This window comes from Pseudomonas sp. XP1 (assembly GCF_053557675.1).
On record NZ_JBNRIJ010000005.1, the window covers coordinates 135,923 to 159,596 of the forward strand.

The 23,674-nt window shown below is 60.7% G+C and carries 21 protein-coding genes; 12 read left to right on the top strand and 9 right to left on the bottom strand.

Features of this window, described 5'->3' with window-relative positions; genetic code table 11:
- The first annotated feature begins 7 nt into the window (after window positions 1–7).
- The 5 genes from atpD to glmS all read left to right on the top strand — a co-directional run bounded on the left by atpD (window position 8) and on the right by glmS (window position 6,229).
- Window positions 8–1,384 (top strand): F0F1 ATP synthase subunit beta, encoded by a 1,377-nt coding sequence (gene atpD / locus ACK1U9_RS06935; protein WP_023383132.1) that lies wholly within the window; start codon window positions 8–10, stop codon window positions 1,382–1,384.
- A gap of 43 nt (window positions 1,385–1,427) precedes the next feature.
- Entirely contained in the window at window positions 1,428–1,847 is a 420-nt protein-coding gene (locus tag ACK1U9_RS06940; protein ID WP_003260039.1) for a F0F1 ATP synthase subunit epsilon, read from the top strand.
- Window positions 1,848–1,969: 122 nt separating this feature from the next.
- Window positions 1,970–3,337 (top strand): bifunctional UDP-N-acetylglucosamine diphosphorylase/glucosamine-1-phosphate N-acetyltransferase GlmU, encoded by a 1,368-nt coding sequence (glmU, locus tag ACK1U9_RS06945; protein ID WP_449109782.1) that lies wholly within the window; start codon window positions 1,970–1,972, stop codon window positions 3,335–3,337.
- A gap of 276 nt (window positions 3,338–3,613) precedes the next feature.
- Window positions 3,614–4,390, top strand: a complete 777-nt coding sequence (locus ACK1U9_RS06950) for a DeoR/GlpR family DNA-binding transcription regulator (RefSeq protein WP_015268400.1) — start codon at window positions 3,614–3,616, stop codon at window positions 4,388–4,390.
- A gap of 3 nt (window positions 4,391–4,393) precedes the next feature.
- A complete protein-coding gene (glmS, locus tag ACK1U9_RS06955; protein ID WP_196183005.1) occupies window positions 4,394–6,229 on the top strand; it encodes a glutamine--fructose-6-phosphate transaminase (isomerizing) in 1,836 nt (611 codons plus the stop codon).
- Window positions 6,230–6,343: 114 nt separating this feature from the next.
- On the opposite strand, the gene lpdA is transcribed toward glmS, so the two are convergent.
- A complete protein-coding gene (lpdA, locus tag ACK1U9_RS06960) occupies window positions 6,344–7,744 on the bottom strand; it encodes a dihydrolipoyl dehydrogenase (RefSeq protein WP_449109783.1) in 1,401 nt (466 codons plus the stop codon).
- A gap of 208 nt (window positions 7,745–7,952) precedes the next feature.
- On the opposite strand from lpdA, the gene cfaB reads away from it, so the two are divergent.
- Window positions 7,953–9,137 (top strand): C17 cyclopropane fatty acid synthase CfaB, encoded by a 1,185-nt coding sequence (cfaB, locus tag ACK1U9_RS06965; RefSeq protein ID WP_085601071.1) that lies wholly within the window; start codon window positions 7,953–7,955, stop codon window positions 9,135–9,137.
- 121 nt (window positions 9,138–9,258) lie between these two features.
- Here the strand turns inward: cfaB and cls are convergent, their stop codons facing one another.
- Complete coding sequence (gene cls, locus ACK1U9_RS06970) at window positions 9,259–10,698, bottom strand: cardiolipin synthase (protein ID WP_449109784.1); 1,440 nt, start codon at window positions 10,696–10,698, stop codon at window positions 9,259–9,261.
- Between the two features lie 132 nt (window positions 10,699–10,830).
- Here cls and ACK1U9_RS06975 point away from each other — a divergent pair, with 132 nt between their 5' ends.
- On the top strand, window positions 10,831–11,358 hold the full coding sequence (locus ACK1U9_RS06975) for a DUF3617 domain-containing protein (protein ID WP_015272374.1): 528 nt from the start codon (window positions 10,831–10,833) through the stop codon (window positions 11,356–11,358).
- Here ACK1U9_RS06975 and folE2 read toward each other — a convergent pair.
- Window positions 11,342–12,247: a GTP cyclohydrolase FolE2 gene (gene folE2 / locus ACK1U9_RS06980; protein WP_135001763.1), complete on the bottom strand. Its 906-nt coding sequence runs from the start codon at window positions 12,245–12,247 to the stop codon at window positions 11,342–11,344. The genes ACK1U9_RS06975 and folE2 overlap by 17 nt on opposite strands.
- A 122-nt stretch (window positions 12,248–12,369) precedes the next feature.
- Between folE2 and zigA the strand changes: the two genes are divergently transcribed.
- From zigA to ACK1U9_RS06995, 3 genes are read left to right on the top strand one after another with little or no spacing between them, the layout of a single operon-like run.
- Window positions 12,370–13,578, top strand: coding sequence for a zinc metallochaperone GTPase ZigA (zigA, locus tag ACK1U9_RS06985; protein WP_085601073.1), 1,209 nt, complete (start codon window positions 12,370–12,372; stop codon window positions 13,576–13,578).
- A complete protein-coding gene (locus ACK1U9_RS06990) occupies window positions 13,575–14,201 on the top strand; it encodes a DUF1826 domain-containing protein (protein ID WP_046615340.1) in 627 nt (208 codons plus the stop codon). The genes zigA and ACK1U9_RS06990 overlap by 4 nt, the downstream gene beginning before the upstream one ends.
- A 40-nt stretch (window positions 14,202–14,241) precedes the next feature.
- Window positions 14,242–15,210 (top strand): CobW family GTP-binding protein, encoded by a 969-nt coding sequence (locus ACK1U9_RS06995; RefSeq protein WP_108480433.1) that lies wholly within the window; start codon window positions 14,242–14,244, stop codon window positions 15,208–15,210.
- Here ACK1U9_RS06995 and ACK1U9_RS07000 read toward each other — a convergent pair whose 3' ends face one another.
- Complete coding sequence (locus ACK1U9_RS07000; protein ID WP_015272369.1) at window positions 15,211–15,603, bottom strand: DUF3301 domain-containing protein; 393 nt, start codon at window positions 15,601–15,603, stop codon at window positions 15,211–15,213.
- Between the two features lie 120 nt (window positions 15,604–15,723).
- On the opposite strand from ACK1U9_RS07000, the gene pdxY reads away from it, so the two are divergent.
- Complete coding sequence (gene pdxY / locus ACK1U9_RS07005) at window positions 15,724–16,596, top strand: pyridoxal kinase PdxY (RefSeq protein ID WP_046615342.1); 873 nt, start codon at window positions 15,724–15,726, stop codon at window positions 16,594–16,596.
- Here the strand turns inward: pdxY and ACK1U9_RS07010 are convergent.
- The gene (locus ACK1U9_RS07010; RefSeq protein WP_003260046.1) at window positions 16,593–17,078 is read right to left on the bottom strand and encodes an acyl-CoA thioesterase; all 486 of its coding nucleotides are present in this window, start codon (window positions 17,076–17,078) and stop codon (window positions 16,593–16,595) included. The genes pdxY and ACK1U9_RS07010 overlap by 4 nt on opposite strands.
- 342 nt (window positions 17,079–17,420) lie before the next feature.
- On the opposite strand from ACK1U9_RS07010, the gene ACK1U9_RS07015 reads away from it, so the two are divergent.
- Window positions 17,421–19,181, top strand: coding sequence for a cation:proton antiporter (locus ACK1U9_RS07015; protein ID WP_108480434.1), 1,761 nt, complete (start codon window positions 17,421–17,423; stop codon window positions 19,179–19,181).
- Between the two features lie 197 nt (window positions 19,182–19,378).
- Here the strand turns inward: ACK1U9_RS07015 and ACK1U9_RS07020 are convergent, their stop codons facing one another.
- The 4 genes from ACK1U9_RS07020 to ACK1U9_RS07035 form a co-directional block, all read right to left on the bottom strand.
- Window positions 19,379–19,786, bottom strand: a complete 408-nt coding sequence (locus ACK1U9_RS07020) for an SMI1/KNR4 family protein (RefSeq protein WP_085601078.1) — start codon at window positions 19,784–19,786, stop codon at window positions 19,379–19,381.
- Between the two features lie 114 nt (window positions 19,787–19,900).
- Complete coding sequence (locus tag ACK1U9_RS07025; RefSeq protein ID WP_013974842.1) at window positions 19,901–20,755, bottom strand: Tim44 domain-containing protein; 855 nt, start codon at window positions 20,753–20,755, stop codon at window positions 19,901–19,903.
- Window positions 20,756–21,010: 255 nt separating this feature from the next.
- Entirely contained in the window at window positions 21,011–23,197 is a 2,187-nt protein-coding gene (gene uvrD, locus ACK1U9_RS07030) for a DNA helicase II (protein WP_085601079.1), read from the bottom strand.
- A gap of 130 nt (window positions 23,198–23,327) precedes the next feature.
- Entirely contained in the window at window positions 23,328–23,642 is a 315-nt protein-coding gene (locus ACK1U9_RS07035) for a hypothetical protein (RefSeq protein WP_046615345.1), read from the bottom strand.
- Window positions 23,643–23,674: the final 32 nt, after the last annotated feature.

Below are 23,674 nucleotides of genomic sequence, written 5' to 3' on the forward strand. Positions count from 1 at the left end.
TCCAGCTATGAGTAGCGGACGTATCGTTCAAATCATCGGCGCCGTCATCGACGTGGAATTCCCACGCGACGTCGTGCCGAGTGTTTACAACGCGCTGAAAGTACAAGGCGCGGAAACCACCCTGGAAGTTCAGCAGCAGCTGGGCGACGGCGTGGTTCGTACCATTGCGATGGGCTCTACCGAAGGCCTGAAGCGCGGTCTGGATGTCGTCGACACCGGCGCTGCCATTTCCGTTCCTGTTGGTAAGGCCACTCTGGGCCGTATCATGGACGTTCTGGGCAACCCGATCGACGAAGCTGGCCCGATCGGTGAAGAAGAGCGTCGTGGTATCCACCAGAAGGCTCCTTCCTTCGCTGACCAGGCAGGCGGCAACGACCTGCTGGAAACCGGCATCAAGGTTATCGACCTGGTTTGCCCGTTCGCCAAGGGTGGTAAGGTTGGTCTGTTCGGTGGTGCCGGCGTCGGCAAGACCGTTAACATGATGGAACTGATCCGTAACATCGCCATCGAGCACAGCGGTTACTCCGTGTTCGCCGGTGTGGGTGAGCGTACTCGTGAGGGTAACGACTTCTACCACGAGATGAAGGACTCCAACGTTCTCGACAAGGTAGCGCTGGTCTACGGTCAGATGAACGAGCCACCAGGAAACCGTCTGCGCGTAGCGCTGACCGGCCTGACCATGGCTGAGAAGTTCCGTGACGAAGGTAACGACGTTCTGCTGTTCGTCGACAACATCTATCGTTACACCCTGGCCGGTACCGAAGTATCCGCACTGCTGGGCCGTATGCCTTCCGCAGTAGGCTACCAGCCAACCCTGGCCGAAGAGATGGGCGTTCTGCAAGAGCGTATTACTTCGACCAAAGAAGGTTCGATCACCTCGATCCAGGCCGTATACGTACCTGCGGACGACCTGACCGACCCGTCGCCAGCCACTACCTTCGCCCACTTGGACGCCACCGTCGTTCTGTCCCGTGACATCGCCTCCCTGGGTATCTACCCAGCGGTCGATCCACTGGACTCGACTTCGCGCCAGCTGGACCCGAACGTGATCGGCAACGAACACTACGAAACTGCCCGTCAGGTTCAGTATGTTCTGCAGCGCTACAAAGAGCTGAAGGACATCATCGCGATCCTGGGTATGGACGAACTGTCCGAAGCCGACAAGCAACTGGTAGCCCGTGCTCGTAAGATCCAGCGCTTCCTGTCGCAGCCGTTCTTCGTGGCCGAAGTCTTCACCGGTTCGCCAGGCAAGTACGTTTCCCTGAAAGACACCATCGCTGGCTTCAGCGGCATCCTCAAAGGTGACTACGACCACCTGCCAGAACAAGCGTTCTACATGGTCGGCAGCATCGACGAAGCGATCGAGAAAGCCAAGAAACTGTAATTCCTGCGCCCCGCGAGGGGCGCTATCAGGTTGAGGCAAGCAGATGGCTATGACAGTCCATTGCGATATCGTCAGCGCGGAAGGAGAGATCTTCTCCGGCCTGGTAGAGATGGTAGTTGCGCACGGTAACCTGGGTGATCTTGGTATCGCTCCGGGCCACGCGCCGCTGATCACCAATCTCAAGCCTGGTCCGATCACGCTGACCAAGCAGGGTGGCGCCCAAGAGGTGTTCTACATCTCTGGTGGTTTCCTCGAGGTTCAGCCGAACATGGTCAAGGTGCTTGCCGATACCGTGCAACGTGCTGCAGACCTGGATGAAGCTCAGGCTCAGGAAGCCCTCAAGGCTGCCGAGAACGCCCTGAATCTGAAAGGCGCGGACTTCGACTACGGCGCCGCCGCCGCACGTCTGGCCGAAGCCGCAGCTCAGCTGCGTACCGTCCAGCAAATGCGCAGAGGCAAGTAATCGGCCCTCGGCTGATAACTTCTGTTGCGATTGAGTAAAAGGGTAGCCTCGGCTACCCTTTTTCTTTTTCTGATTTCTCCCTCCCGGTCATTTCACTGACCACCCAGGATTGGTAGCCAGTAATGTCACTCGATATCGTTATTCTCGCCGCCGGCCAAGGCACCCGAATGCGCTCAGCGCTGCCCAAGGTGCTGCACCCGGTGGCCGGCAACTCCATGCTCGGCCATGTTATCCACAGCGCGCGCCAGCTGCAGCCGCATGGTATTCATGTGGTCATTGGCCATGGTGCCGAGCTGGTTCGCGAGCGCCTGGCCGCCGACGACCTGAACTTTGTCATGCAGGACAAGCAGCTGGGTACCGGCCATGCTGTTGCCCAGGCACTACCGGCCTTGACCGCCGAAACCGTACTGGTGCTGTACGGTGATGTTCCGTTGATCGAAGTGGAAACCCTGCAGCGTCTGCTGGCCAAGGCCAACGAGCAGCAGCTGGGCCTGCTCACGGTGACCCTCGACGACCCGACCGGCTATGGCCGCATCGTGCGTGACGAGCAGGGCAAGGTGACGGCCATCGTTGAGCACAAGGACGCCGACGATGCGCAGAGAGCGATCAAGGAAGGCAACACCGGTATCCTGGCACTGCCAGCCGCGCGCCTGGCCGACTGGATGGGCCGCCTGTCGAACAACAACGCCCAGGGCGAGTATTACCTGACCGACGTCATCGCCATGGCTGTGGCCGATGGCCTGGTGGTGGCTACCGAACAGCCGCACGACCCGATGGAAGTGCAAGGCGCCAACGACCGTCGCCAGCTGTCCGAACTGGAGCGCCACTACCAGATGCGCGAAAGCCGTCGCCTGATGGCCCTGGGTGTGACCCTGCGCGACCCGGCGCGCTTCGATGTCCGCGGTGAAGTGACCGTTGGCCGCGACGTGCTGATCGACATCAACGTGATTCTCGAAGGCAAGGTGGTCATCGAGGACGATGTGCAGATCGGCCCTAACTGCGTGATCAAGAACACCACCCTGCGCAAAGGCGCAGTGGTCAAGGCCAACAGCCACCTCGAAGGCGCCGTGATGGGCGAGGGCAGCGATGCCGGCCCGTTCGCCCGCCTGCGCCCGGGCAGTGTGCTGGACGCCAAGGCCCATGTGGGTAATTTCGTCGAACTGAAAAACGCCCACCTCGGGGAAGGCGCCAAGGCCGGTCACCTGACCTACCTGGGCGATGCCGAAATCGGTGCACGGACCAACATCGGCGCCGGCACCATTACCTGCAACTACGATGGCGCCAACAAGTTCAAGACAGTGATGGGCGAGGACGTCTTCATCGGCTCGAACAACTCATTGGTAGCGCCTGTGGAAATCAAGGCTGGTGCTACCACTGCTGCCGGTTCGACCATTACCCAGACCGTGGAAGCAAGCGACCTCGCGGTGGCTCGTGCGCGCCAGCGCAACATCTCGGGCTGGAAGCGGCCGGAAAAGATAAAGAAGAGCTGAGTTATACACAGCTGTTTCGATCGAAAGCCGACTTATGTGAATAAGTCGGCTTTTTTTTGGCGAATCGTCTCTAAGGGCTGGCACGATCTCTGTGGGAGCGGCTTCAGCCGCGAACACCGGCGAAGCCGGTGTCATATCATTGCGTTGGTTTCTTCGCGGGTGAACCCGCTCCCACAGGGTGCCCATTTTCCGTTGGGGTTTATCCACAACTTGACGAATCGCTCATCTTAGGTTTTGATTGCCATCATTATCTTTCGAATCGAAACTTAAGCGCTCATGTCGAAACGAAACACCCCACAGCGGCGGCACAACATCCTGGCTTTGCTCAGCGAGCAGGGCGAGGTCAGTGTGGACGCGTTGGCCAAGCGTTTCGCTACCTCGGAAGTCACCATCCGCAAGGACCTTGCTGCCCTCGAAACAAACGGCCTGTTGCTACGGCGCTACGGTGGCGCGGTCCCGGTGCCACAAGAGCTGCTCGGTGAACCTGCCCAACCGGTGTCTTCCTATAAAAAGGCTATCGCCCGCGCTGCGGTGGCACGTATCCGCGAACATGCGCGCATCATCATCGACAGTGGCAGCACCACGGCAGCCATGATCCCCGAACTGGGGCGCCACCCTGGTCTGGTGGTGATGACCAATTCGATGAACGTGGCCCGCGCCATCTGCGACCTCGAACACGAGCCGGTGCTGCTGATGACCGGTGGCACCTGGGACCCGCATTCCGAGTCGTTCCAGGGCCAGGTGGCCGAGCAGGTGTTGCGCTCCTACGATTTCGACCAACTGTTCATCGGTGCCGACGGAATCGACCTCGGCCGCGGTACCACCACCTTCAACGAACTCCTTGGGTTGAGCCGGGTCATGGCCGAAGTCGCTCGTGAAGTGATCGTGATGGTCGAATCGGACAAGGTAGGGCGCAAAATCCCCAACCTCGAGCTGCCCTGGGGCAGCGTACACACTCTCATTACTGACGAACGCCTGCCCGCAGCGGCACGCGAACAAATTCAAGCCCGCGGCATCAACCTGATCTGCGCCGCGATCAGCCAGGAGCAATAAACCATGTGTGGAATCGTTGGTGCCGTCGCCGAGCGCAACATCACAGCCATCCTGATCGAAGGTCTCAAGCGCCTTGAGTACCGCGGCTACGACAGCGCCGGCCTGGCTGTCCTCACCCAGAACGGTGAACTGCAGCGCCGTCGTCGTATCGGCAAGGTCAGTGAACTGGAGGCCGCTGTTGCCGCCGAGCCACTGGCCGGCCAGCTGGGCATTGCCCACACCCGCTGGGCCACCCACGGTGCGCCGACCGAGGGCAACGCCCACCCGCACTTTTCGGGCAATGAAGTGGCCGTGGTGCACAATGGCATCATCGAGAACCACGAAGAACTGCGCGAAGAGCTGAAGGGCCTTGGCTATGTCTTCACTTCACAGACCGATACCGAAGTCATCGTCCACCTGATCCACCACACCCTGAAAAGCATTCCGGACTTGACTGATGCCCTGAAGGCCGCGGTAAAGCGCCTGCATGGTGCTTACGGCCTGGCTCTGATCAGTGCCAAGCAGCCTGACCGCCTGGTAGCCGCACGCAGTGGTAGCCCGCTGGTCATCGGCCTGGGCCTGGGCGAGAACTTCCTGGCGTCCGACCAACTGGCCCTGCGCCAGGTCACTGACCGCTTCATGTACCTGGAAGAAGGCGACATCGCTGAAATTCGCCGTGACCAGGTCTCCATCTGGGACCAGGATGGCCATAAGGTCCAGCGCGAAACCGTGCAGTACCACGAAGGTGCCGAAGCTGCCGACAAGGGTGCCTACCGCCACTTCATGCTCAAGGAAATCCACGAGCAGCCAAGCGTGGTGCAGCGCACCCTGGAAGGCCGCCTGGGCAAGGACAACGTGATGGTCCAGGCCTTCGGCCCGCAGGCTGCCGAACTGTTCGCAAAGGTGCGCAACGTGCAGATCGTTGCCTGCGGTACCAGCTACCACGCCGGCATGGTCGCCCGTTACTGGCTGGAAAGCCTGGCTGGCATCCCGTGCCAGGTCGAGGTGGCCAGCGAGTTCCGTTACCGCAAGGTGGTAGTGCAGCCGGACACCCTGTTCGTCTCCATCTCGCAGTCTGGCGAAACCGCCGACACCCTGGCCGCGCTGCGCAACGCCAAGGAGCTGGGCTTCCTCGGCAGCCTGGCGATCTGCAACGTCGGTATCAGCTCGCTGGTGCGTGAGTCGGACCTGACCCTGCTGACCCTGGCCGGCCCGGAAATCGGCGTGGCCTCGACCAAGGCTTTCACCACCCAGCTGGTTTCGCTGATGCTGCTGACCCTGGCTCTGGGCCAAGTGCGCGGTACCCTGGAAGCCGGTGTAGAGGCCGAACTGGTCGAAGAACTGCGCCGTCTGCCGGCCCGCCTGGGCGAAGCCCTGGCCATGGACGCCACCGTCGAAAAGATCGCCGAACTGTTCGCCGACAAGCACCACACCCTGTTCCTCGGCCGTGGTGCGCAGTACCCGGTGGCGATGGAAGGTGCACTCAAGCTCAAGGAAATCTCCTACATCCACGCCGAAGCCTATCCGGCAGGCGAGCTGAAGCACGGCCCGCTGGCGCTGGTGGATAGCGACATGCCAGTGGTAACCGTTGCGCCGAACAACGAACTGTTGGAGAAGCTGAAATCCAACCTGCAGGAAGTACGCGCCCGTGGTGGCGAGCTGGTAGTGTTTGCCGATGAGCAGGCCGGCATGACCAATGGCGAAGGTACCCACGTGATCAAGGTGCCGCACATCGCCGACGCCCTGGCGCCGATCCTGTACACCATCCCGCTGCAGTTGCTGTCTTACTACGTGGCGGTGCTCAAGGGCACCGACGTGGACCAGCCGCGTAACCTGGCCAAGTCGGTTACGGTCGAGTAAGCCAGAAGCCAGGGGCGCTTTCCGCGCCCCATCGCGAAAGGCCGCTACGGAATCTCGTTTTCCTGTAGCGGCCTTGTCGCGATGGGCAGTAAGGAAGCCCCCGGCTATCTCGCATCAGATCTGCATCGCCATCCCGTCCACATTCATCGCTGCCTGGCGCAAGGCCTCGGAGCGGGTCGGGTGGGGGTGGCAAGTAAGGGCGATGTCTTCCGCCGAGGCCGAGAACTCCATGGCTACGCAGAACTCGCCGATCATCTCGCTGACACTTGGGCCTACCAGGTGCACACCCAGCACTTCATCGGTCTCGGCATCGGCGATGACCTTGGCGAAGCCTTCGGTCTCATGGTTTATCTTGGCGCGGCTGTTGGCCGTGAACGGGAACTTGCCGACTTTATAGGCACGCCCTTCGGCCTTGAGCTGCTCTTCGGTCTTGCCCACGGTAGCCAGCTCCGGGCGGGTGTAGATCACACCAGGGATAAGGTTGTAGTTGACCTCGTGAGGCTTGCCGGCGATGCGTTCGATGCAGGCAACCGCTTCGTCTTCGGCTTTGTGCGCCAGCATCGGGCCGGAGGTGACGTCGCCAATCACCCAGATACCCGGCACGGAAGTGCGGTGGTGATTGTTGCCGAGCATGCCGCGCTTGTCGGTCTCCAGGCCCACGCTTTCCAGGTTCAGCCCTTTGGTATAGGGGCGGCGGCCGATGGCGACCAGTACATAGTCAGCCTGCAGCGTTTCTGCGGTGCCGCCGGCGGCCGGCTCCAGGGTCAGGCTGACGCCATCGGCGCCGGCGCTGGCCTGTGTCACCTTGCTGCCCAGCTTGAACACCATGCCTTGCTTGGCCAAGGCCTTCTGCAGGGTCTTGGCGGTTTCTTCGTCAGTGCCCGGGCAGATGCGGTCGAGGTATTCGATGACCGTGACCTGGCTGCCCAGGCGGCGCCATACCGAACCCAGCTCGAGGCCGATCACGCCGGCGCCGATGACGACCAGATGCTTGGGCACCTGTGGCAACGATAACGCGCCAGTCGAGTCGATGATGCGCTGGTTGTCGATGATCACGCCCGGCAGGGGCGTAGGTTCGGAGCCGGTGGCAATGACCACATCCTTGGCTTGTAGTGTGGTTTCGCTACCGTCCTCAGCCTTCACCACCACCTTGCCGACGCCGTCCAGGCGACCCCAGCCCTTGACCCAGTCGACCTTGTTCTTGCGGAACAGGTATTCGATGCCCTTGGTCAGGCCGCTCACGCTCTCGTCCTTCTGTTTCATCATCTGGGCGAGGTTGAGGGTAGGTTTGACTTCGATACCGAGGTGGGCGAACTCGTCACCAATGGCGGCTTCGTACAGCTCGGAAGCATGCAACAACGCCTTGGAGGGCATACAACCCACGTTAAGGCAGGTGCCGCCCAAGGTGGAGCGGCCCTCCACGCAGGCTACGCTCAGGCCCAGTTGGCCGGCACGGATGGCTGCGTTATAACCGCCAGGGCCACCGCCGATGATCACCACGTCATAGGATTTCATGGGTTCAACTCCAGGATGAAGAAGCACAAGAGGGGGCACAAGGTTAAGCTGAGATGCAAAAATTGTATACAATCTGATGTGGGGGTAAGATCAGTTGGCTCTAGACCATGGTCTCGTTTAGAGGAAACATCCCACGAATGAACTACTCTGATCCGGCGACGTTCGAAATATGAGGCGTCGTGGCCAAATACGGACAGGAGGGTCGTTCATGCTTGCGCAACTTCCACCGGCACTGCAGAGCCTGCATCTGCCGCTGCGGCTGAAACTGTGGGACGGTAACCAGTTCGATCTGGGGCCTAGCCCGCAGGTCACTATCCTGGTCAAGGAGCCACAGCTGATCAGCCAGTTGAGCCACCCGAGCATGGACCAGCTGGGCACGGCATTCGTCGAGGGCAAGCTGGAGCTGGAGGGCGATATTGGTGAAGCCATCCGCGTATGCGATGAGCTTAGCGAAGCGCTGCTGACCGATGAGGACGAAACCCCACCGCAGCGCCTGGCCCATGACAAGAGCACCGACGCCGAAGCCATTTCCTACCATTACGATGTTTCCAATGCGTTCTACCAGCTATGGCTGGATCAGGACATGGCCTACTCTTGCGCCTACTTCCGCGAGCCAGACAACACGCTGGATCAGGCACAGCAGGACAAATTCGATCATTTGTGTCGCAAGCTGCGCCTGGAAGCGGGTGAATACCTGCTCGACGTAGGCTGCGGCTGGGGCGGGCTGGCGCGTTTCGCTGCTCGTGAGTATGGCGCCAAGGTGTTTGGTATCACCTTGAGCAAGGAGCAGCTCAAGCTCGGCCGTGAGCGGGTTAAGGCCGAGGGGCTGGCTGAGAAGGTCGACCTGCAGATTCTCGACTACCGCGACCTGCCTCAGGATGGCCGCTTCGACAAGGTTGTCAGCGTCGGCATGTTCGAGCATGTCGGGCATGCCAACCTGGCGCTGTATAGCCAGAAGCTGTTCGGTGCCGTGAGGGAAGGCGGCCTGGTGATGAATCACGGTATCACCGCCAAGCACGTCGATGGCCGCCCGGTCGGGCGTGGCGCTGGTGAGTTCATTGATCGCTACGTGTTCCCCCATGGCGAGCTGCCGCACCTGTCGATGATCAGTGCCAGCATCTGTGAGGCGGGGCTGGAGGTGGTAGACGTGGAAAGCCTGCGTTTGCACTACGCCAAGACCTTGCACCACTGGAGCGAGAACCTGGAGAACCAGTTGCACAAGGCGGCGGCGCTGGTGCCCGAGAAGACCTTGCGCATCTGGCGCTTGTATCTGGCCGGGTGTGCCTATGCCTTCCAGAAGGGCTGGATCAACCTGCATCAGATTCTGGCCGTGAAGCCTTACGCGGATGGGCATCATGACTTACCCTGGACGCGCGAGGATCTGTATCGCTGAATTGCGACAAAGCACGCAAGCGCGACACCGAACCCTGTGGGAGCGGGTTGACCCGCGAATGCGTCGGTACAGCCGCTGACGTCTTCGCGGGTAAACCCGCTCCCACAATGTACGCGACACGTCAGAGAATCGGCGAAATCAGCCGCGCAATCCGCATCCCCAGTTGCTGCAGCCGATGAGTATCGCGGCTGTCCTCCGCAGTAATTTCCCGAGCCTGTTCAAAGTCATTGATCAGCATGCGCTCGACCTGATCGGCGAAGCTGCGGTCGATCGTGAGCAGGGTGATCTCGAAGTTCAGGCGGAACGAGCGGTTGTCCAGGTTGGCACTGCCGATCGCGCTGACATCGTCATCCACCAGCACCACCTTCTGATGCAGGAAGCCCGGTTGGTAGCGGAACATGCGCACACCCGCACGAACCGCTTCGAAGGCGAACAGGCTGGAGGCGGCATAGACGATCCGATGATCCGGGCGTGAGGGGATCAGCACGCGCACATCGACCCCACGCAGCACTGCCAGACGCAACGCGGCAAACACCGCCTCGTCGGGGATAAAGTACGGACTGGTGATCCACACGCGTCGTGTGGCTGAATGGATCGCTTCAAGGAAGAACAGTGAGCAGGTTTCCTGTGGGTCGGCCGGGCCGCTGGCCAAGGCTTGGCACAGCACGCCGTTGTCCGGGTAGGCGTCCGGCAGAATCAGGGGCGGTAGCTGGCGTGTGGCCCAGTACCAGTCCTCGGCAAACGACTCCTGCAGGCAGGCCAGCACCGGCCCGCTGATCTGCACATGGGTGTCGCGCCAGGGTGAGAGCTGCGGGTGGCCACCGAGGTACTCATCGCCCACGTTGTGCCCGCCGATGAAACCGAGCAGGCCATCCACCACCACGATCTTGCGGTGGTTTCGGAAGTTCACCTGGAAGCGGTTGAACCAACCACGACGGGTTGCGAAGGCATGAATCTGTACACCGCCGTCGCGCAGCAGTTGGCTGTAGCTTGCCGGCAAGGCATGGCTGCCGACGCGATCATACAGCACGAACACCTGCACCCCCTCGGCGGCCTTGCGCAGCAGCAGTTGTTGCAGCGCTTTGCCAACGCAGTCGTCATGGATGATGAAGAACTGTACCAGCACCACTTCGCGGGCTTTTTCGATGGCTGCGAATATTGCGTCGAATGTGGCCCTGCCATCGATCAGCAGTTTCACCTCGTTATTGGCAAGACAGGGCATGCGCCCGAGCTTGGGCATGGCACGCAACGCCGCATAGCTCTCCGACTCACGGGCGGTAAGTGCTTCTTCTACCCAAGGCCGCCAGTTGAGGTTGGCCATGGCCACATGCATTTCCTGGTTAGCTTGGCGCCGGGCCTTGATGTAGGCATAGAACGAGCGCGCACCGAAGATCAGGTAAGGGATCAGGGTTAGGTAGGGGATGAAAAACAACGGCATTGCCCAGGCGATGGCGCCTTGGGCTGTGCGCACGGTGAACAATGCGTGCAGTGCGGCGACAATACCCAGCAGGTGAACCAGGCCGAGTAGATAACCGAAGAAGTAGGGGCTGTGGTAGTCCATATGCATCCTGCTTGCCGAGTACACTTGAGTAACAGAACACGTTCCCGGTCCGCCTTGCAACCTGCAGGTTGATTTGGCGTCTAAGGCTCAGTCCGGCCCGCTTGGCCGGCTTTTTTTCAGGAGCGTTCGTCCATGAAGATTCGTCTGCCACTGTTGGCGTTGGCCCTAGGTGTGAGCAGCCCGCTGGTGCATGCTCAGATGTTGCAGCCTGGCTTGTGGGAGCTGACCACCAGCAACATGCAGGTCGATGGCAAGCCGTTACCTGACATGGAGTTCATGCTCGGCCAGTTGAAGAACCTGCCGCCGGAGCAGCGCGCGATGATGGAAGGGGTGCTGGCCAAACAGGGGGTGACTGTAGGGGGTAAGGGGGTGCGCTCGTGCCTCACGCCAGAACAGGTGGCAACCAACGATATCCCGCTGCAGGATCCGAAGTCAGGCTGTACCCAGAAGATCACCGATCGCACCGGCAATGTGTGGAAGTTTCAATTCAGCTGCCCCAAAGCGCAGGGCAGCGGTCAGGCGACTTTCCTCAGTGACCGGGAATTCACTACCCAGGTCAACGGTACGTTCAACGCGTCGGGTGTACAGCAGCAAGGCAGCATGAACACCCGTGCCGTGTGGTTGGGCAATGACTGCGGCTCGGTCAAGCCGCGCAGCTGACGTCCCATTGCCACTGGCTGGCCGCGACAGCGTCGTGGGCATGCAGGCTTTCTGCATGTTCCACGCGCAGCTTGAAAGCCGTGCTCCATTCTATTTGCCGTAGCGCCTTGTACAGGCGACGCGCGGCGTCTTCGCAGAACATCAGGTTCTGGCCGTTGGCTAAGGCAAAGGCTTGTTCGTCTGCGCGCTTGACTGCGGTCTGCACCGCTGTCCCAAGGCTTGCTTCTATGCGGTCGATCAGCTCGGTGATTGGCAGAACCTGCTGATTGCTGCGCAACCTTACCTGAATTTGCGCGTAACTACGTTGGCTATGGGGCGTCGCTACGATGCCTTCGGCGCTGCCAAGCCATTGTAGTACCGCTGATTTATCGACCAGCTCGGCGCTGAAATGCGCTTGGAACTGCTGCTGAATCAGCTGACGTGCAAGTGCGGCCGAGCACGGGCAGGTCGAGGAGTAAGGGATGGAAACGGATAGTTCCACGTGGAACATTTCATTTTCGATTTTTGCGTCGACTGCGACGGCATAGCTTTTCCAACCTTCCAATGGGCTGATCAAAGCAGGTCTTTTCAGCAGATGCTCGAAGCGCAGACGCAAATAAGCTGCGGAAGAAAGGCCTTCGTGGCTGCTCAGGAAGTCAGCCAGCAGTTTGCGTATTGTGAGCGGCGACAGGGGTTGGTGCTCCAAAGACTCCAGGGCGAGATAAAGCCGTGACATATGGATACCGCGTGAGCTTCCGTCTACCAGGCTAACGCCTGCGTCGACAGTAGCAGCTGCTGTGCGCCCTTCGAATTGCACAGGTTGGGCGATCCCGCACATGCCCACCCAGTTCAAAGGCAAGGCGTATTCCTGGGTTTGTGCGGCAATGTCGGGGAGCTTGAGCTGGGTCATTTGGCATTCCAAACAGAGGAGGAGCACGCGTCCATCGAGAACGGCTTGGCGAAATTGTATTGTTACTTTATAACATTGTGCAATGCATCGTTTCGAATGCGCTCGCCTGAAGAGGTTTCGCCATGTCCAACCGTCTCCCTGTCACCGTGCTGTCCGGCTTCCTTGGCGCCGGCAAGAGCACCTTGCTCAACCATGTACTGCGTAACCGCGACAACCTGCGGGTTGCGGTCATCGTCAATGACATGAGCGAAATCAACATCGATGCCAGCGAGGTGCAGCGCAACGTGAGCCTCAACCGTGCCGAGGAGAAGTTGGTGGAGATGAGCAATGGCTGCATCTGCTGCACGCTGCGTGAAGACCTGCTTGAGGAAGTCGCGAGGCTGGCCGAAGAAGGGCGCTTTGATTATCTGCTTATCGAGTCCACGGGGATCTCGGAACCACTGCCGGTGGCCGAGACCTTCACCTTCCGGGACGAACAGGGCCGCAGCTTGTCCGACATGGCGCGCCTGGACACCATGGTCACCGTGGTCGATGGGCTGAACTTCCTACGTGATTACCAGGCAGCAGACAGCTTGGCCAGCCGCGGCGAAACCCTGGGTGAGGAGGACGAGCGCTCGATCAGTGACTTGCTGATCGAACAGGTCGAGTTCGCCGATGTACTGTTGCTGAGCAAGATCGATCTGATCAGCCAGCACGAGCGCGAAGAACTCATGGCCATTCTGCGCAGCCTCAATGCCCGGGCACAGATCGTGCCCATGGTCATGGGCCGGGTACCGCTGGAGCGCATCCTCGATACCGGCCTGTTCGACTTCGACCAGGCTGCCCAGGCACCGGGCTGGCTGCAGGAGTTGCGTGGCGAGCATGTGCCGGAAACCGAAGAGTACGGCATTGCCGCCACCACCTGGCAGGCCCGGCGGCCCCTTCATCCACAGCGCTTTTTCGACTTTATCCACACGCCCTGGAGCAATGGCCGACTGTTGCGTTCGAAAGGTTTTTTCTGGCTGGCCAGCAAATACCAGGAAGCCGGAAGCTGGTCGCAGGCAGGCGGCATGATGCGCCATGGCCTGGCGGGCCGCTGGTGGCGTTTCGTGCCGCGCGAGCAGTGGCCACAGGACGTGGATAACACTGCCGCAATCTTGAAGAACTGGGTTGCCGAGAGCGGTGATTGCCGGCAGGAACTGGTGTTCATCGGACAGAATATCGACTTCGAAAAATTATCCACAGAACTCGATGCATGCCTTTTGACCGATCAGGAAATGGAGCTGGGGCACATGGGCTGGTTGCGCCTGCCCGATCCGTTTGGTCCATGGCATGAGGAGGCCGCAGCATGAACCCTGCACGCAAGCCTGTGGATATTTTCCAGGTATTTGGCGAGACACCGCAGGTGCTGACCGATGTGCTGCAGGATGGCGTGAACCTGGCGGTATGGCGACGACGTCTGCCGCCACAACTGGAGGACTTTGCCGCGCTGGTGGTCAGCCTTGGCCAGCCCTTGGCTGACCAGCGCGTCATCGATGTGGACGAGCAGCGCATGCCGGTATTCACCGAACTCTTGCGCGAAGCGGCCGATTTGCACGGCTATGAGGCATTCGTGTCGGATGTTGCCTGGCTGGTGGCGGCCTATACCTGCCTGGTGGGTGCGCAGCGGGTCGGTCTGCGCCTGCGGGTACTGACAGGTCCCATGTGCCCGCGCTTCCATGTGGATAACGTTCCGCTGCGCCTGCTCACCACCTACGCTGGCCCAGGTAGCGAGTGGTTGAAAGAGGACGCGAGCCCTCGGGGTGACTTACACACAGCAGTGCCGCCTGTGGATAACGTACAGCACTTGCAAGCTGGCGACGTGGCGGTGCTCAAAGGTGAAAAGTGGCAGGGCAACGAAGGCGCGGGCCTGGTGCATCGTTCGCCCTCGGGGCAGCTGGGGCGCCTGCTGCTCAGCCTTGACTGGCTGGCCTGACGGCGCATAGTGAGGCATCAACATCGCCCGAAGCCGCCCCATGTTGCAGAACATTCCAACTCACGTGATTGCCGGCCCGCTGGGGGCCGGCAAAACCACCCTGATCCGTCATTTGCTGGCCCAGCGCCCGGCCAATGAGCGCTGGGCTGTATTGATCAACGAATTCGGCCTGGTAGGCCTGGATGCGGCCTTGCTAAGCCGTGACGAGGACGGCATCGCCATCGGTGAGGTCGCAGGTGGCTGCCTGTGCTGCGTCAATGGCATGCCGTTCCAGGTGGGCCTGGGTCGACTGCTGCGCAAGTCCCGCCCTGACCGGCTGTTCATCGAGCCGTCCGGGCTGGGTCATCCTTTGCAGTTGCTTGCTCAGTTGCAACAACCTCCTTGGGCTGGCGTGCTGAAAATACAGCCATTACTGATGGTCGTGGACGCACAGTCCATGGTCCGGAACGAGCAGCTTCTGGAGGCTCAACGGCAGGCGTTCGATGCTGCTGATTGGATTGTCTTGAACAAATCCGAGGTTGTGGATGAAAAATATAAGTCATTGATAAATAATAAATTATCTGGGAAGAAAATATTCTGGACCGTCCAAGGGAAGCTGCCCTTGTCGGACCTTCCCGATGTAACCCATGGCATGGTCGACAGCTTGGTTGTGGATAACAGGATTACCGACAATTTTCGAAGTCCACCGGCGCTATGGGCTGATCCCGGCCAGCCTATCTGTCTTGCCCAGCAGGGAGAGGGGGGTTGGAGCATTGGCTGGCGATGGCACCCTGGCCAGCAGTTTTATCCACAACGGCTGCAGGCATTCTTGCGCACTTGGCCATGGCGGCGCGCCAAGGGGGTTATCCACAGCGTGGAGGGCTGGCAGTCGTTCAATGGCCTGAATGGGGACATGCCCGCCTGGCAGCCCAGCGACTGGCGCAGGGATACGCGTATCGAGCTGATTTTCGACCAGCCGCAATCGCAATCAGTGCTGCAGGCCGGGTTGAGCGAATGTCGTGTCAGCTGATCAATTGCGCCAGCGGTTGTGCTCCTGGCGCCACTGCTGCATCTCGATGACATTGTCGGTGCGCGGTGGGGTCTTGATCTCGAACGGGTAGGGCGCCAGTTCTATCTGCACGCTGTGGGCGCCGAACTGGGTCACGGTACCGGGGTGGCGCTGTTCGCCCGTGACGGTGAACTCGAAGGCGTAGACGCGCGCCAGGCGCTTGCGGCCGTTGGCGTCACGGACAAAGGCGATTCGCTTGAGCGCGACTGCGTCGTCGAGTAGTTCGAGGTCTAGCTTGGCGCAATGCTGTTTGACCCGTTCCAGGGCTTTCTCGCGCAACCCATGGTTGTGCCACAACCAGGCGCCTGCAGTGGCGACCAGCATCAGGACGAAGAGGTTTTCCAGGGTCAACATTTGCATATGCTCCAAACAGGTCGATCCAGCTTAACTGCGTCCCTGGCCTGTCGTACAGGTGGCAATCAAGTTCATACTGCGTTGCGCACAATCCCTGAAACAGCTTTGGAAACCTCCCGCATGAAACGTACCCCGCACTTGCTCGCCATTCAGTCCCACGTGGTGTTCGGCCACGCCGGCAACAGCGCCGCGGTGTTTCCCATGCAGCGCATCGGGGTCAACGTGTGGCCGCTCAATACCGTGCAGTTCTCCAATCACACACAGTATGGCCAGTGGGCAGGTGAAGTGCTTGCCCCTGCGCAAATTCCTGCGTTGGTGGAAGGCATTTCCAACATCGGCGAGCTGGGACATTGCGACGCGGTGTTGTCCGGTTACCTGGGCAGTGCCGAACAAGGTCGGGCGATTCTGGCCGGCGTCGAGCGGATCAAGGCGGTGAACCCAAAGGCTTTGTACCTGTGTGACCCGGTCATGGGGCACCCGGAGAAGGGCTGCATCGTGCCAGCAGAAGTCAGCGAGTTCCTGCTCGACGAGGCGGCCGCCAGGGCTGACATCCTGTGCCCCAACCAGCTGGAGCTGGACAGCTTCTGTGGCCGCCGAGCGCAGTCGCTGGAGGACTGCGTGAACATGGCGCGCAGCCTGCTGCAGCGCGGGCCGCAGGTGGTGCTGGTCAAGCACCTGGCCTACCCCGGACGCGCCGAAGATCAGTTTGAGATGCTGCTGGTGACCGCCGAGCAAAGCTGGCACCTGCGCCGCCCGCTGCTGGCGTTCCCGCGGCAGCCGGTAGGGGTGGGGGACCTGACTTCAGGCCTGTTCCTGGCCCGAGCCCTGCTTGGCGACAGCTGGGTGCAGGCGTTCGAATTCACCGCTGCGGCGGTACACGAAGTGCTGCTGGAAACCCAGGCCTGTGCCAGCTATGAACTGCAGCTGGTGCGGGCCCAGGACCGCATCGCGCACCCAAGGGTGCGCTTCGAGGCACAGCTGCTGGCGCTTTAAATCGCGTCGGTTTTCAGATCCTGGTAGCGTTTTTCCAGCTCCTGGCGGATCTGTCGGCGCTGCTGGCCCTGCAGGAAGCGGCGCTTTTCTTCACTGCTTTGCGGCTGGCGCGGCGGCACCTGCACCGGGCGACGGTTGTCGTCGACCGCGACCATGGTGAAGAAGCAACTGTTGGAATGGCGCACCGAGCGCTCGCGGATGTTCTCGGTCACCACCTTGATGCCCACCTCCATCGAGGTGTTGCCGGTGTAGTTTACTGATGCCAGGAAGGTCACAAGTTCACCCACGTGCACGGGCTCGCGGAAGATCACCTGGTCGACCGACAGGGTGACTACATAGCTGCCGGCATAGCGGCTGGCGCACGCATAGGCCACTTCGTCGAGGTACTTGAGCAGTGTGCCGCCATGTACGTTGCCAGAAAAGTTGGCCATGTCCGGGGTCATCAGGACGGTCATGCTCAGCTGGGCGTTTCCAGGTTCCATAGTGTGCTCACGGTGAGGTTGCGCTGAATCGGGCGAATGGGGGGCATTATCTGCAGACACTTCTGTTCCCCTCTTTTGAATTTGCCTTCCTGGTACGGGACGTTGGCTGACGCTCCATCGTCACGCCGATCATGCCATCACCGGCGCTTTTCCAGCCGATCTGTTTCTGCATATTGCACCGCCTTTTTGCGGCGGGGTGCGATGTTAACCTGACTACACCCATGCAACATGGGCTTTTCCTGCATTAAAACAGTATGTACTTGCTGCTCGCTCAGGGTTGCCTTGGCGGAGGAGCGGTCTGCCCAGGCACCCGGCAACGGACGAGAAAAGGAGTATCACGCCATGCATGCCATCAGCTTTATCCAGGACCTGGCAGTCATCATGCTGGTTGCTGGCGTGGTCACCATTCTCTTTCACCGCCTCAAGCAGCCTGTGGTGCTGGGCTACATCGTCGCCGGCTTCATCATCGGCCCGCACACTCCACCGTTCGGCCTGATCCACGACGAAGACACCATCAAGACCCTCGCCGAGCTGGGGGTGATTTTCCTGATGTTCTGCCTGGGGCTCGAATTCAGCCTGCGCAAGCTGTTCAAGGTAGGCGCCACGGCGTTCATCGCGGCGTTTCTGGAAATCGTGCTGATGATCTGGATCGGCTTCGAGATTGGCCGCTGGTTCGGCTGGAACACCATGGATTCGCTGTTCCTCGGCGCCATCCTGGCGATTTCCTCGACCACCATCATCGTCAAGGCGCTCAATGACCTTAAAATGAAGAACGAGCGTTTCGCCCAGCTGATATTCGGCGTGCTGATCGTCGAGGACATCCTCGGTATCGGCATCATTGCCCTGCTGTCGGGCATCGCCGTCAGCGGTACGGTCAGCTCGGGCGAGGTGTTCTCCACTGTCGGCAAGCTGTCGCTGTTCATGATCGTCGCGCTGGTCGTCGGCATCCTGTTGGTGCCGCGGCTGCTGGCCTACGTGGCCAAGTTCGAAAGCAACGAGATGCTGCTGATAACCGTATTGGGCCTGTGCTTCGGCTTCTGCCTGCTGGTGGTGAAGCTCGAGTACAGCATGGTGCTTGGCGCCTTCCTGATTGGCGCGATCATGGCCGAGTCGCGCCAGTTGCTGAAGATCGAGAGCCTGATCGAACCGGTACGCGACCTGTTCAGCGCCATCTTCTTCGTCGCCATCGGCCTGATGATCGACCCCCAGGTGCTGATCGACTATGCCTGGCCGATCGTGGTCATTACCCTGGCGGTGGTGATGGGCAAGATGCTCTCGTGCGGTATGGGCGCGTTCATTGCCGGCAATGACGGGCGTACATCGCTGCGAGTGGGCATGGGGCTTTCGCAGATTGGCGAGTTTTCCTTCATCATCGCCGCGCTGGGCATGACCCTGCAGGTGACCAGCGACTTCCTCTACCCGGTGGCGGTGGCTGTATCCGCAATCACCACGCTGCTGACACCCTACCTGATCCGTGCCGCCGACCCGCTGTCGCTCAAGCTGGGCAAGGTAGTGCCCAGCCGTCTGGCGCGGGTGCTGTCGTTGTATGGCGAATGGTTGCGCAGCATCCAGCCGCAGGGCGAGGGCGCCATGCTCGCGGCGATGATCCGGCGCATCCTGTTGCAGGTTGGGGTGAACCTGGCGCTGGTGATCGCCATCTTCTTCAGTGGTGGCTATTTCGCCGGGCGTATCGGTAACTGGCTCAGCGAGTGGGTCAGCGATGCCAGCCAACAGAAAGCACTGATCTGGGGCGCAGCGTTATTGCTGTCGTTGCCATTCCTGATTGCTGCCTATCGCAAGCTCAAGGCGCTGTCGATGCTACTGGCAGAGATGGGCGTCAAGCCGGAAACGGCCGGGCGGCATACCCAGCGGGTGCGCCGTGTGATTGCCGAGGTAATCCCGCTTTTGTCGCTGCTGGTAATTTTCCTGCTGCTGTCGGCGCTGTCGGCGAGCATTCTGCCGACCAGCGAGCTGCTGTTGGTGATTGCCGTGGTGGCTGCGGTGGTGGTGGCCTTGCTGTGGCGCTGGTTTATCCGCGTGCATACGCGCATGCAGATTGCCTTGCTGGAGACGCTGGAGAACAGCCGCGAGAATACGCACTGAAGGGGCAATGCTCCCTGCGCAAGATTTCACCGTCGTCCGAGGGGATGGAGCGGTAGCGATGTCGTCATGCGCAGAAAGCCTGGCGATCTTAACTATACCAGTGGCATTAGGCCATAAATTCCCATTTCTGTGCCGGCCTCTACGCAGGTAAACCCGCGAAGAGGCCGGCACAAGCAGCACCAGATCAGAGATCGAAATCAGCTCTCCAACCAGACATCCCGCGCCCAGTGCCACACCGATTCCCAGCTGTCTTCACCGACGATTTGCTCTTCGGCATCCCACAGCACCACGGTGCCATCCTCTTCGACGCAGTAGTAGTTGTCGCCGTCCTGGCATAGTGGAATCAGGTCACGTGGTACGCCGGCATCCCAGGCGTTGGCGGCGACTTCTGGCAGGTAGGTATGCGACTGTGGGTCGGTAACGGTCACCGGCTCCAGTGAGCCATAAACCACGTCACTGACGGTCAGCAGGAACTCTTTGAACACGAACGGAATGTTGATGAACAGCTCTTCTTCGATCTCGACCAGCTGGTCCTCATCGGGAAGCTCAAGGGGCACCGGCACTGGCTCATTGGCTTCACGGAGTTGCTCGATCACTTCTTCCACGGTTCACTTCCTCTGACCTAGATGACAACGCTGCGCGTTATACCCTAGTAGGCCACTCTGGCAAAAGCAAAAACCCCGGGGCAGGCCCGGGGTTTTTTGTGCAGCACGCAGCGGTTAGCCGTTTTGACGGATACCGGCCACCAGCCAAGGCTGGTTTTCGCCCTGGGCGCGGACCATGTGCCAGCTTTCGCTGAACACTTCGCCCTGGTCGAAGCGCGAGTTCTTCGACACGCCACGGAAGGTCAGGGTGGCGTCAGTACGGTCGGCACGGTCGTCGACACCGTCCAGCTGCACCTCGAGGTTGTCGATATAGGTGGACTGGAAGCCATCACCCAGTTCAGCGCGCTCGCGCTTGAGGAACTCGAGCATCTGAGGGGTGACGAACTCGGCGATCTTGTCCATCTCGTTAGCGTCCCAGTGCTGCTGCAGCGCCTGGAAGTGGTTACGGGCAGCAGCCAGGAAGTTCTGCTCGTTGAACCAGGCCGGGGCGTTGATCACCGGTGCGGCTGCGGCAGCAGGTGCAGCCGAACCACCGAAGATCGATGGCTGGGCAGGCTGTGCGTGAGCTTCACGCTGCATCGGCGCATGGCCCGGCATGGCCATTTGTGGCTGCTGCTGGCGACGGCGCGCTGCGATGAAGCGGAACACCAGGAAGGCGATGAGCGCCACGATCAGGAAGTCCATGATCTGGAAACCTTCGAAACCGTCGCCCATGAACATGGAAGCCAGCAGGCCGCCTGCGGCGAGGCCGGCCAGAGGGCCCAACCAGCGCGAAGCACCGCTGGCGGCCGGAGCGGCACGGCCAGGTGCGGTCGGCGCGGCGGCAGGCGTGGTTGGCGTGGCCTGGCGGGTCTGGTGAATAGGCGCGGAGCCCGAGCTCTTGCCGCCGCCAAAACGCTTGGCGTTGGCGTCCAGGCTCAGCGTCAGGCCGACGCAGAGCGCCAGAGCGATGCTAAGAAAACGTTGCATAAATGGGATATCCCCTGTTGTGGATTGCACGCGCGTCATGGTGCACAGGTTCCCGGGCACATGACCAGCGACATAATGTTTCTAGCTTTTGCCTGAGTGTTACAACGTGCTTTTGACGGACTTGTAGGAGCGGCCTTGTGTCACGAAAGGGCTGCGAAGCAGCCCCAAGATATCAGCGTCAACGCCACTATGGTGGGGCCGCTTTGCGGCCCTATCGCGACACAAGGCCGCTCCTACAAGGACCTGCGCAGGCTTTTAGATAGCCTCGAGCTTGGCATACCCCAGCATCAGCCACTTGCTGCCTTCGGCAAAATTCACTTGCACCCGCGCCTGGGCGCCGGAGCCTTCGAAGTTCAGGATCACACCCTCGCCAAACACCGCATGCTGCACACGCTGGCCCAGGGTAAAGGCGGTCTGCGGAATGCTGGCATTTGCGAACAGGTTGCTGTTCGTGGCCGTCTTTGCACCGCCGAACGGGCGGCTGACACTGTTGGACAGGCGCACTTCCTGAACCAGGCCCGCCGGAATTTCGCGTACGAAACGTGAAACCTTGTTGTAGGTCTCGCTGCCATACAGGCGACGCGTTTCGGCGTAGGTCATGACCAGCTGGCGCATGGCGCGGGTGATGCCCACATAAGCCAGGCGGCGTTCCTCTTCCAAACGGCCAGGCTCTTCCAGGCTCATCTTGTGCGGGAACAGGCCTTCTTCCATGCCCACCAGGAACACATACGGGAACTCCAGGCCCTTGGCGCTGTGCAAGGTCATCAGTTGGACGCTGTCTTCATGCTCGTCGGCTTGGGCATCGCCTGCCTCGAGCGAGGCGTGGCCGAGGAATGCCGAGAGTGGCGAGAGGTCGGCGTCTTCGTCGGTGGACTCGAAGTTGCGCGCTGCGCTGACCAGTTCCTCAAGGTTTTCTACCCGTGCCTGGCCCTTCTCACCTTTTTCTTCCTGGTGATAGATGATCAGCCCGGACTGCTCGATGGTGGTCTGGGTCATGGTATGCAGTGGCATGTCCACGACCTTGGCAGCCAACCCCTCGATCAGCTCGATGAACGCACCCAGGGCACTGGCGGCGCGGCCTTTCAGGGCTTTGGCGGCGAGCAGCTGGCACATGGCCTCCCACATCGACAGCTGGCTGTGGCGGGCGTGCTCGCGGATGGCTTCGACGGTTTTTTCGCCAATACCACGTGGCGGCACATTGATCACCCGCTCCAGGGCGGCATCGTTGCCACGGCCTTCGATCAGCCGCAGGTAAGCCATGGCGTTCTTGATTTCCGCGCGCTCGAAGAAGCGCTGGCCACCGTAGATGCGGTAGGGGATGCGTTCGCGCAGCAGTGCTTCTTCCAGCACCCGTGACTGGGCGTTGGAACGGTACAGAATGGCGATCTCGTTGCGTGCATTGCCCTGCTTGACCAGGCTCTCGATGGTTTCTACCACGTAGCGCGCTTCGTCATGCTCGTTGTAGGCCGCATACAGGGTCAGCGGTTCGCCTTCACCCATGTCGGTCCACAGCTCTTTGCCCAGGCGCCCGCTGTTATTGGCGATCAGCGCATTTGCAGCCTTGAGGATGCCGCCGGTGGAGCGGTAATTCTGCTCCAGGCGGATCATTTCGGCGTCGGGGAAGTCGGCAGTGTACTGGTGAATGTTCTCGATCTTGGCACCGCGCCAGCCGTAGATCGACTGGTCGTCATCGCCCACCGCCATCAGGCTGTCACCGCCGCGCGCCAGCAGGCGCAGCCAGGCGTACTGCACGGCGTTGGTATCCTGGAACTCGTCCACCAGCACGTGGCGGAAGCGCCGTTGGTAGTGCTCCAGCAGGCCCGGATGGTCGCGCCACAGGTCCAGGCCGCGCAGCAGCAGCTCGGAGAAGTCGATGACCCCGGCGCGCTCGCAGGCTTGCTCGTAGGCGGTATAGACGTCGCGCATGGTCGACAGGAACAGGTCGCCCCCGGCCTGGATATGCTGTGGGCGCAGGCCTTCGTCCTTCTGCCCGTTGATGAACCACTGGGCCTGGCGTGCCGGCCATTTCTGCTCGTCCAGGCCCAGCTCGCGCATCACCCGTTTGATCAGGCGCTGCTGGTCGTCGCTGTCGAGGATCTGGAAATTCTGCACCAGCCGTGCTTCCTGCCAGTGGGCCCGCAGCAGGCGATGGGCCAGGCCGTGGAAGGTGCCGACCCACATGCCTGCCGGGTTGATGCCCAGCAGTTGCTCGATCCGCTGGCGCATTTCTGCCGCAGCCTTGTTGGTGAAGGTCACCGACAGGATCGAGTGCGGCGATGCCTGCTCCACCTGGATCAACCAGGCAATGCGGTGCACCAGCACGCGGGTTTTACCGGAACCGGCGCCAGCAAGCACCAGTTGACGCCCGAGCGTGGCCGCTACGGCCTGGCGTTGGGCATCGTTGAGGGAATTCAGCAGGAGGGAGAGGTCGTCTGTGCGCATCGGGCCATTCTAGGGCGCGGCAGGAAATGGGGCAAACCTCCACTGTATAAATATTCACCTGCCGCATGCCCGTTCATCGAGCTGATGGCAGGTGCCAGGCCACCGCTCGGGCGACCTGGCCGGCAGCGGCTCAGTCAATCGCCTCGATGGTGCGAATTTCGCAGCGCTGCGAACTGTCGGCATGGATTATCTCCACGGTTTTCCAGCCAGTGCCGCCTGCACGTTCGAAGACCACGGTTTTTTCCGTCAGCACCTGCGGTGTGATTGCGCCGCTATCCAGCAGTTGAAGCTCCAGCACTTCCCAGCCACCCCTGTGGCGCACCTTGGGCTCGACCAGTACCGGTTCGATGGCCGGGGAGGCGACCGTAACCGTGCCATGAACCCTGAAAACCTGCTTGCCGTGGGCGATGTCGTTGATTGCAACGAGGTTGGTGATAGTAGCCATTGTCTGCTCCTGTCTAGGGTTGAAAGTAGCGC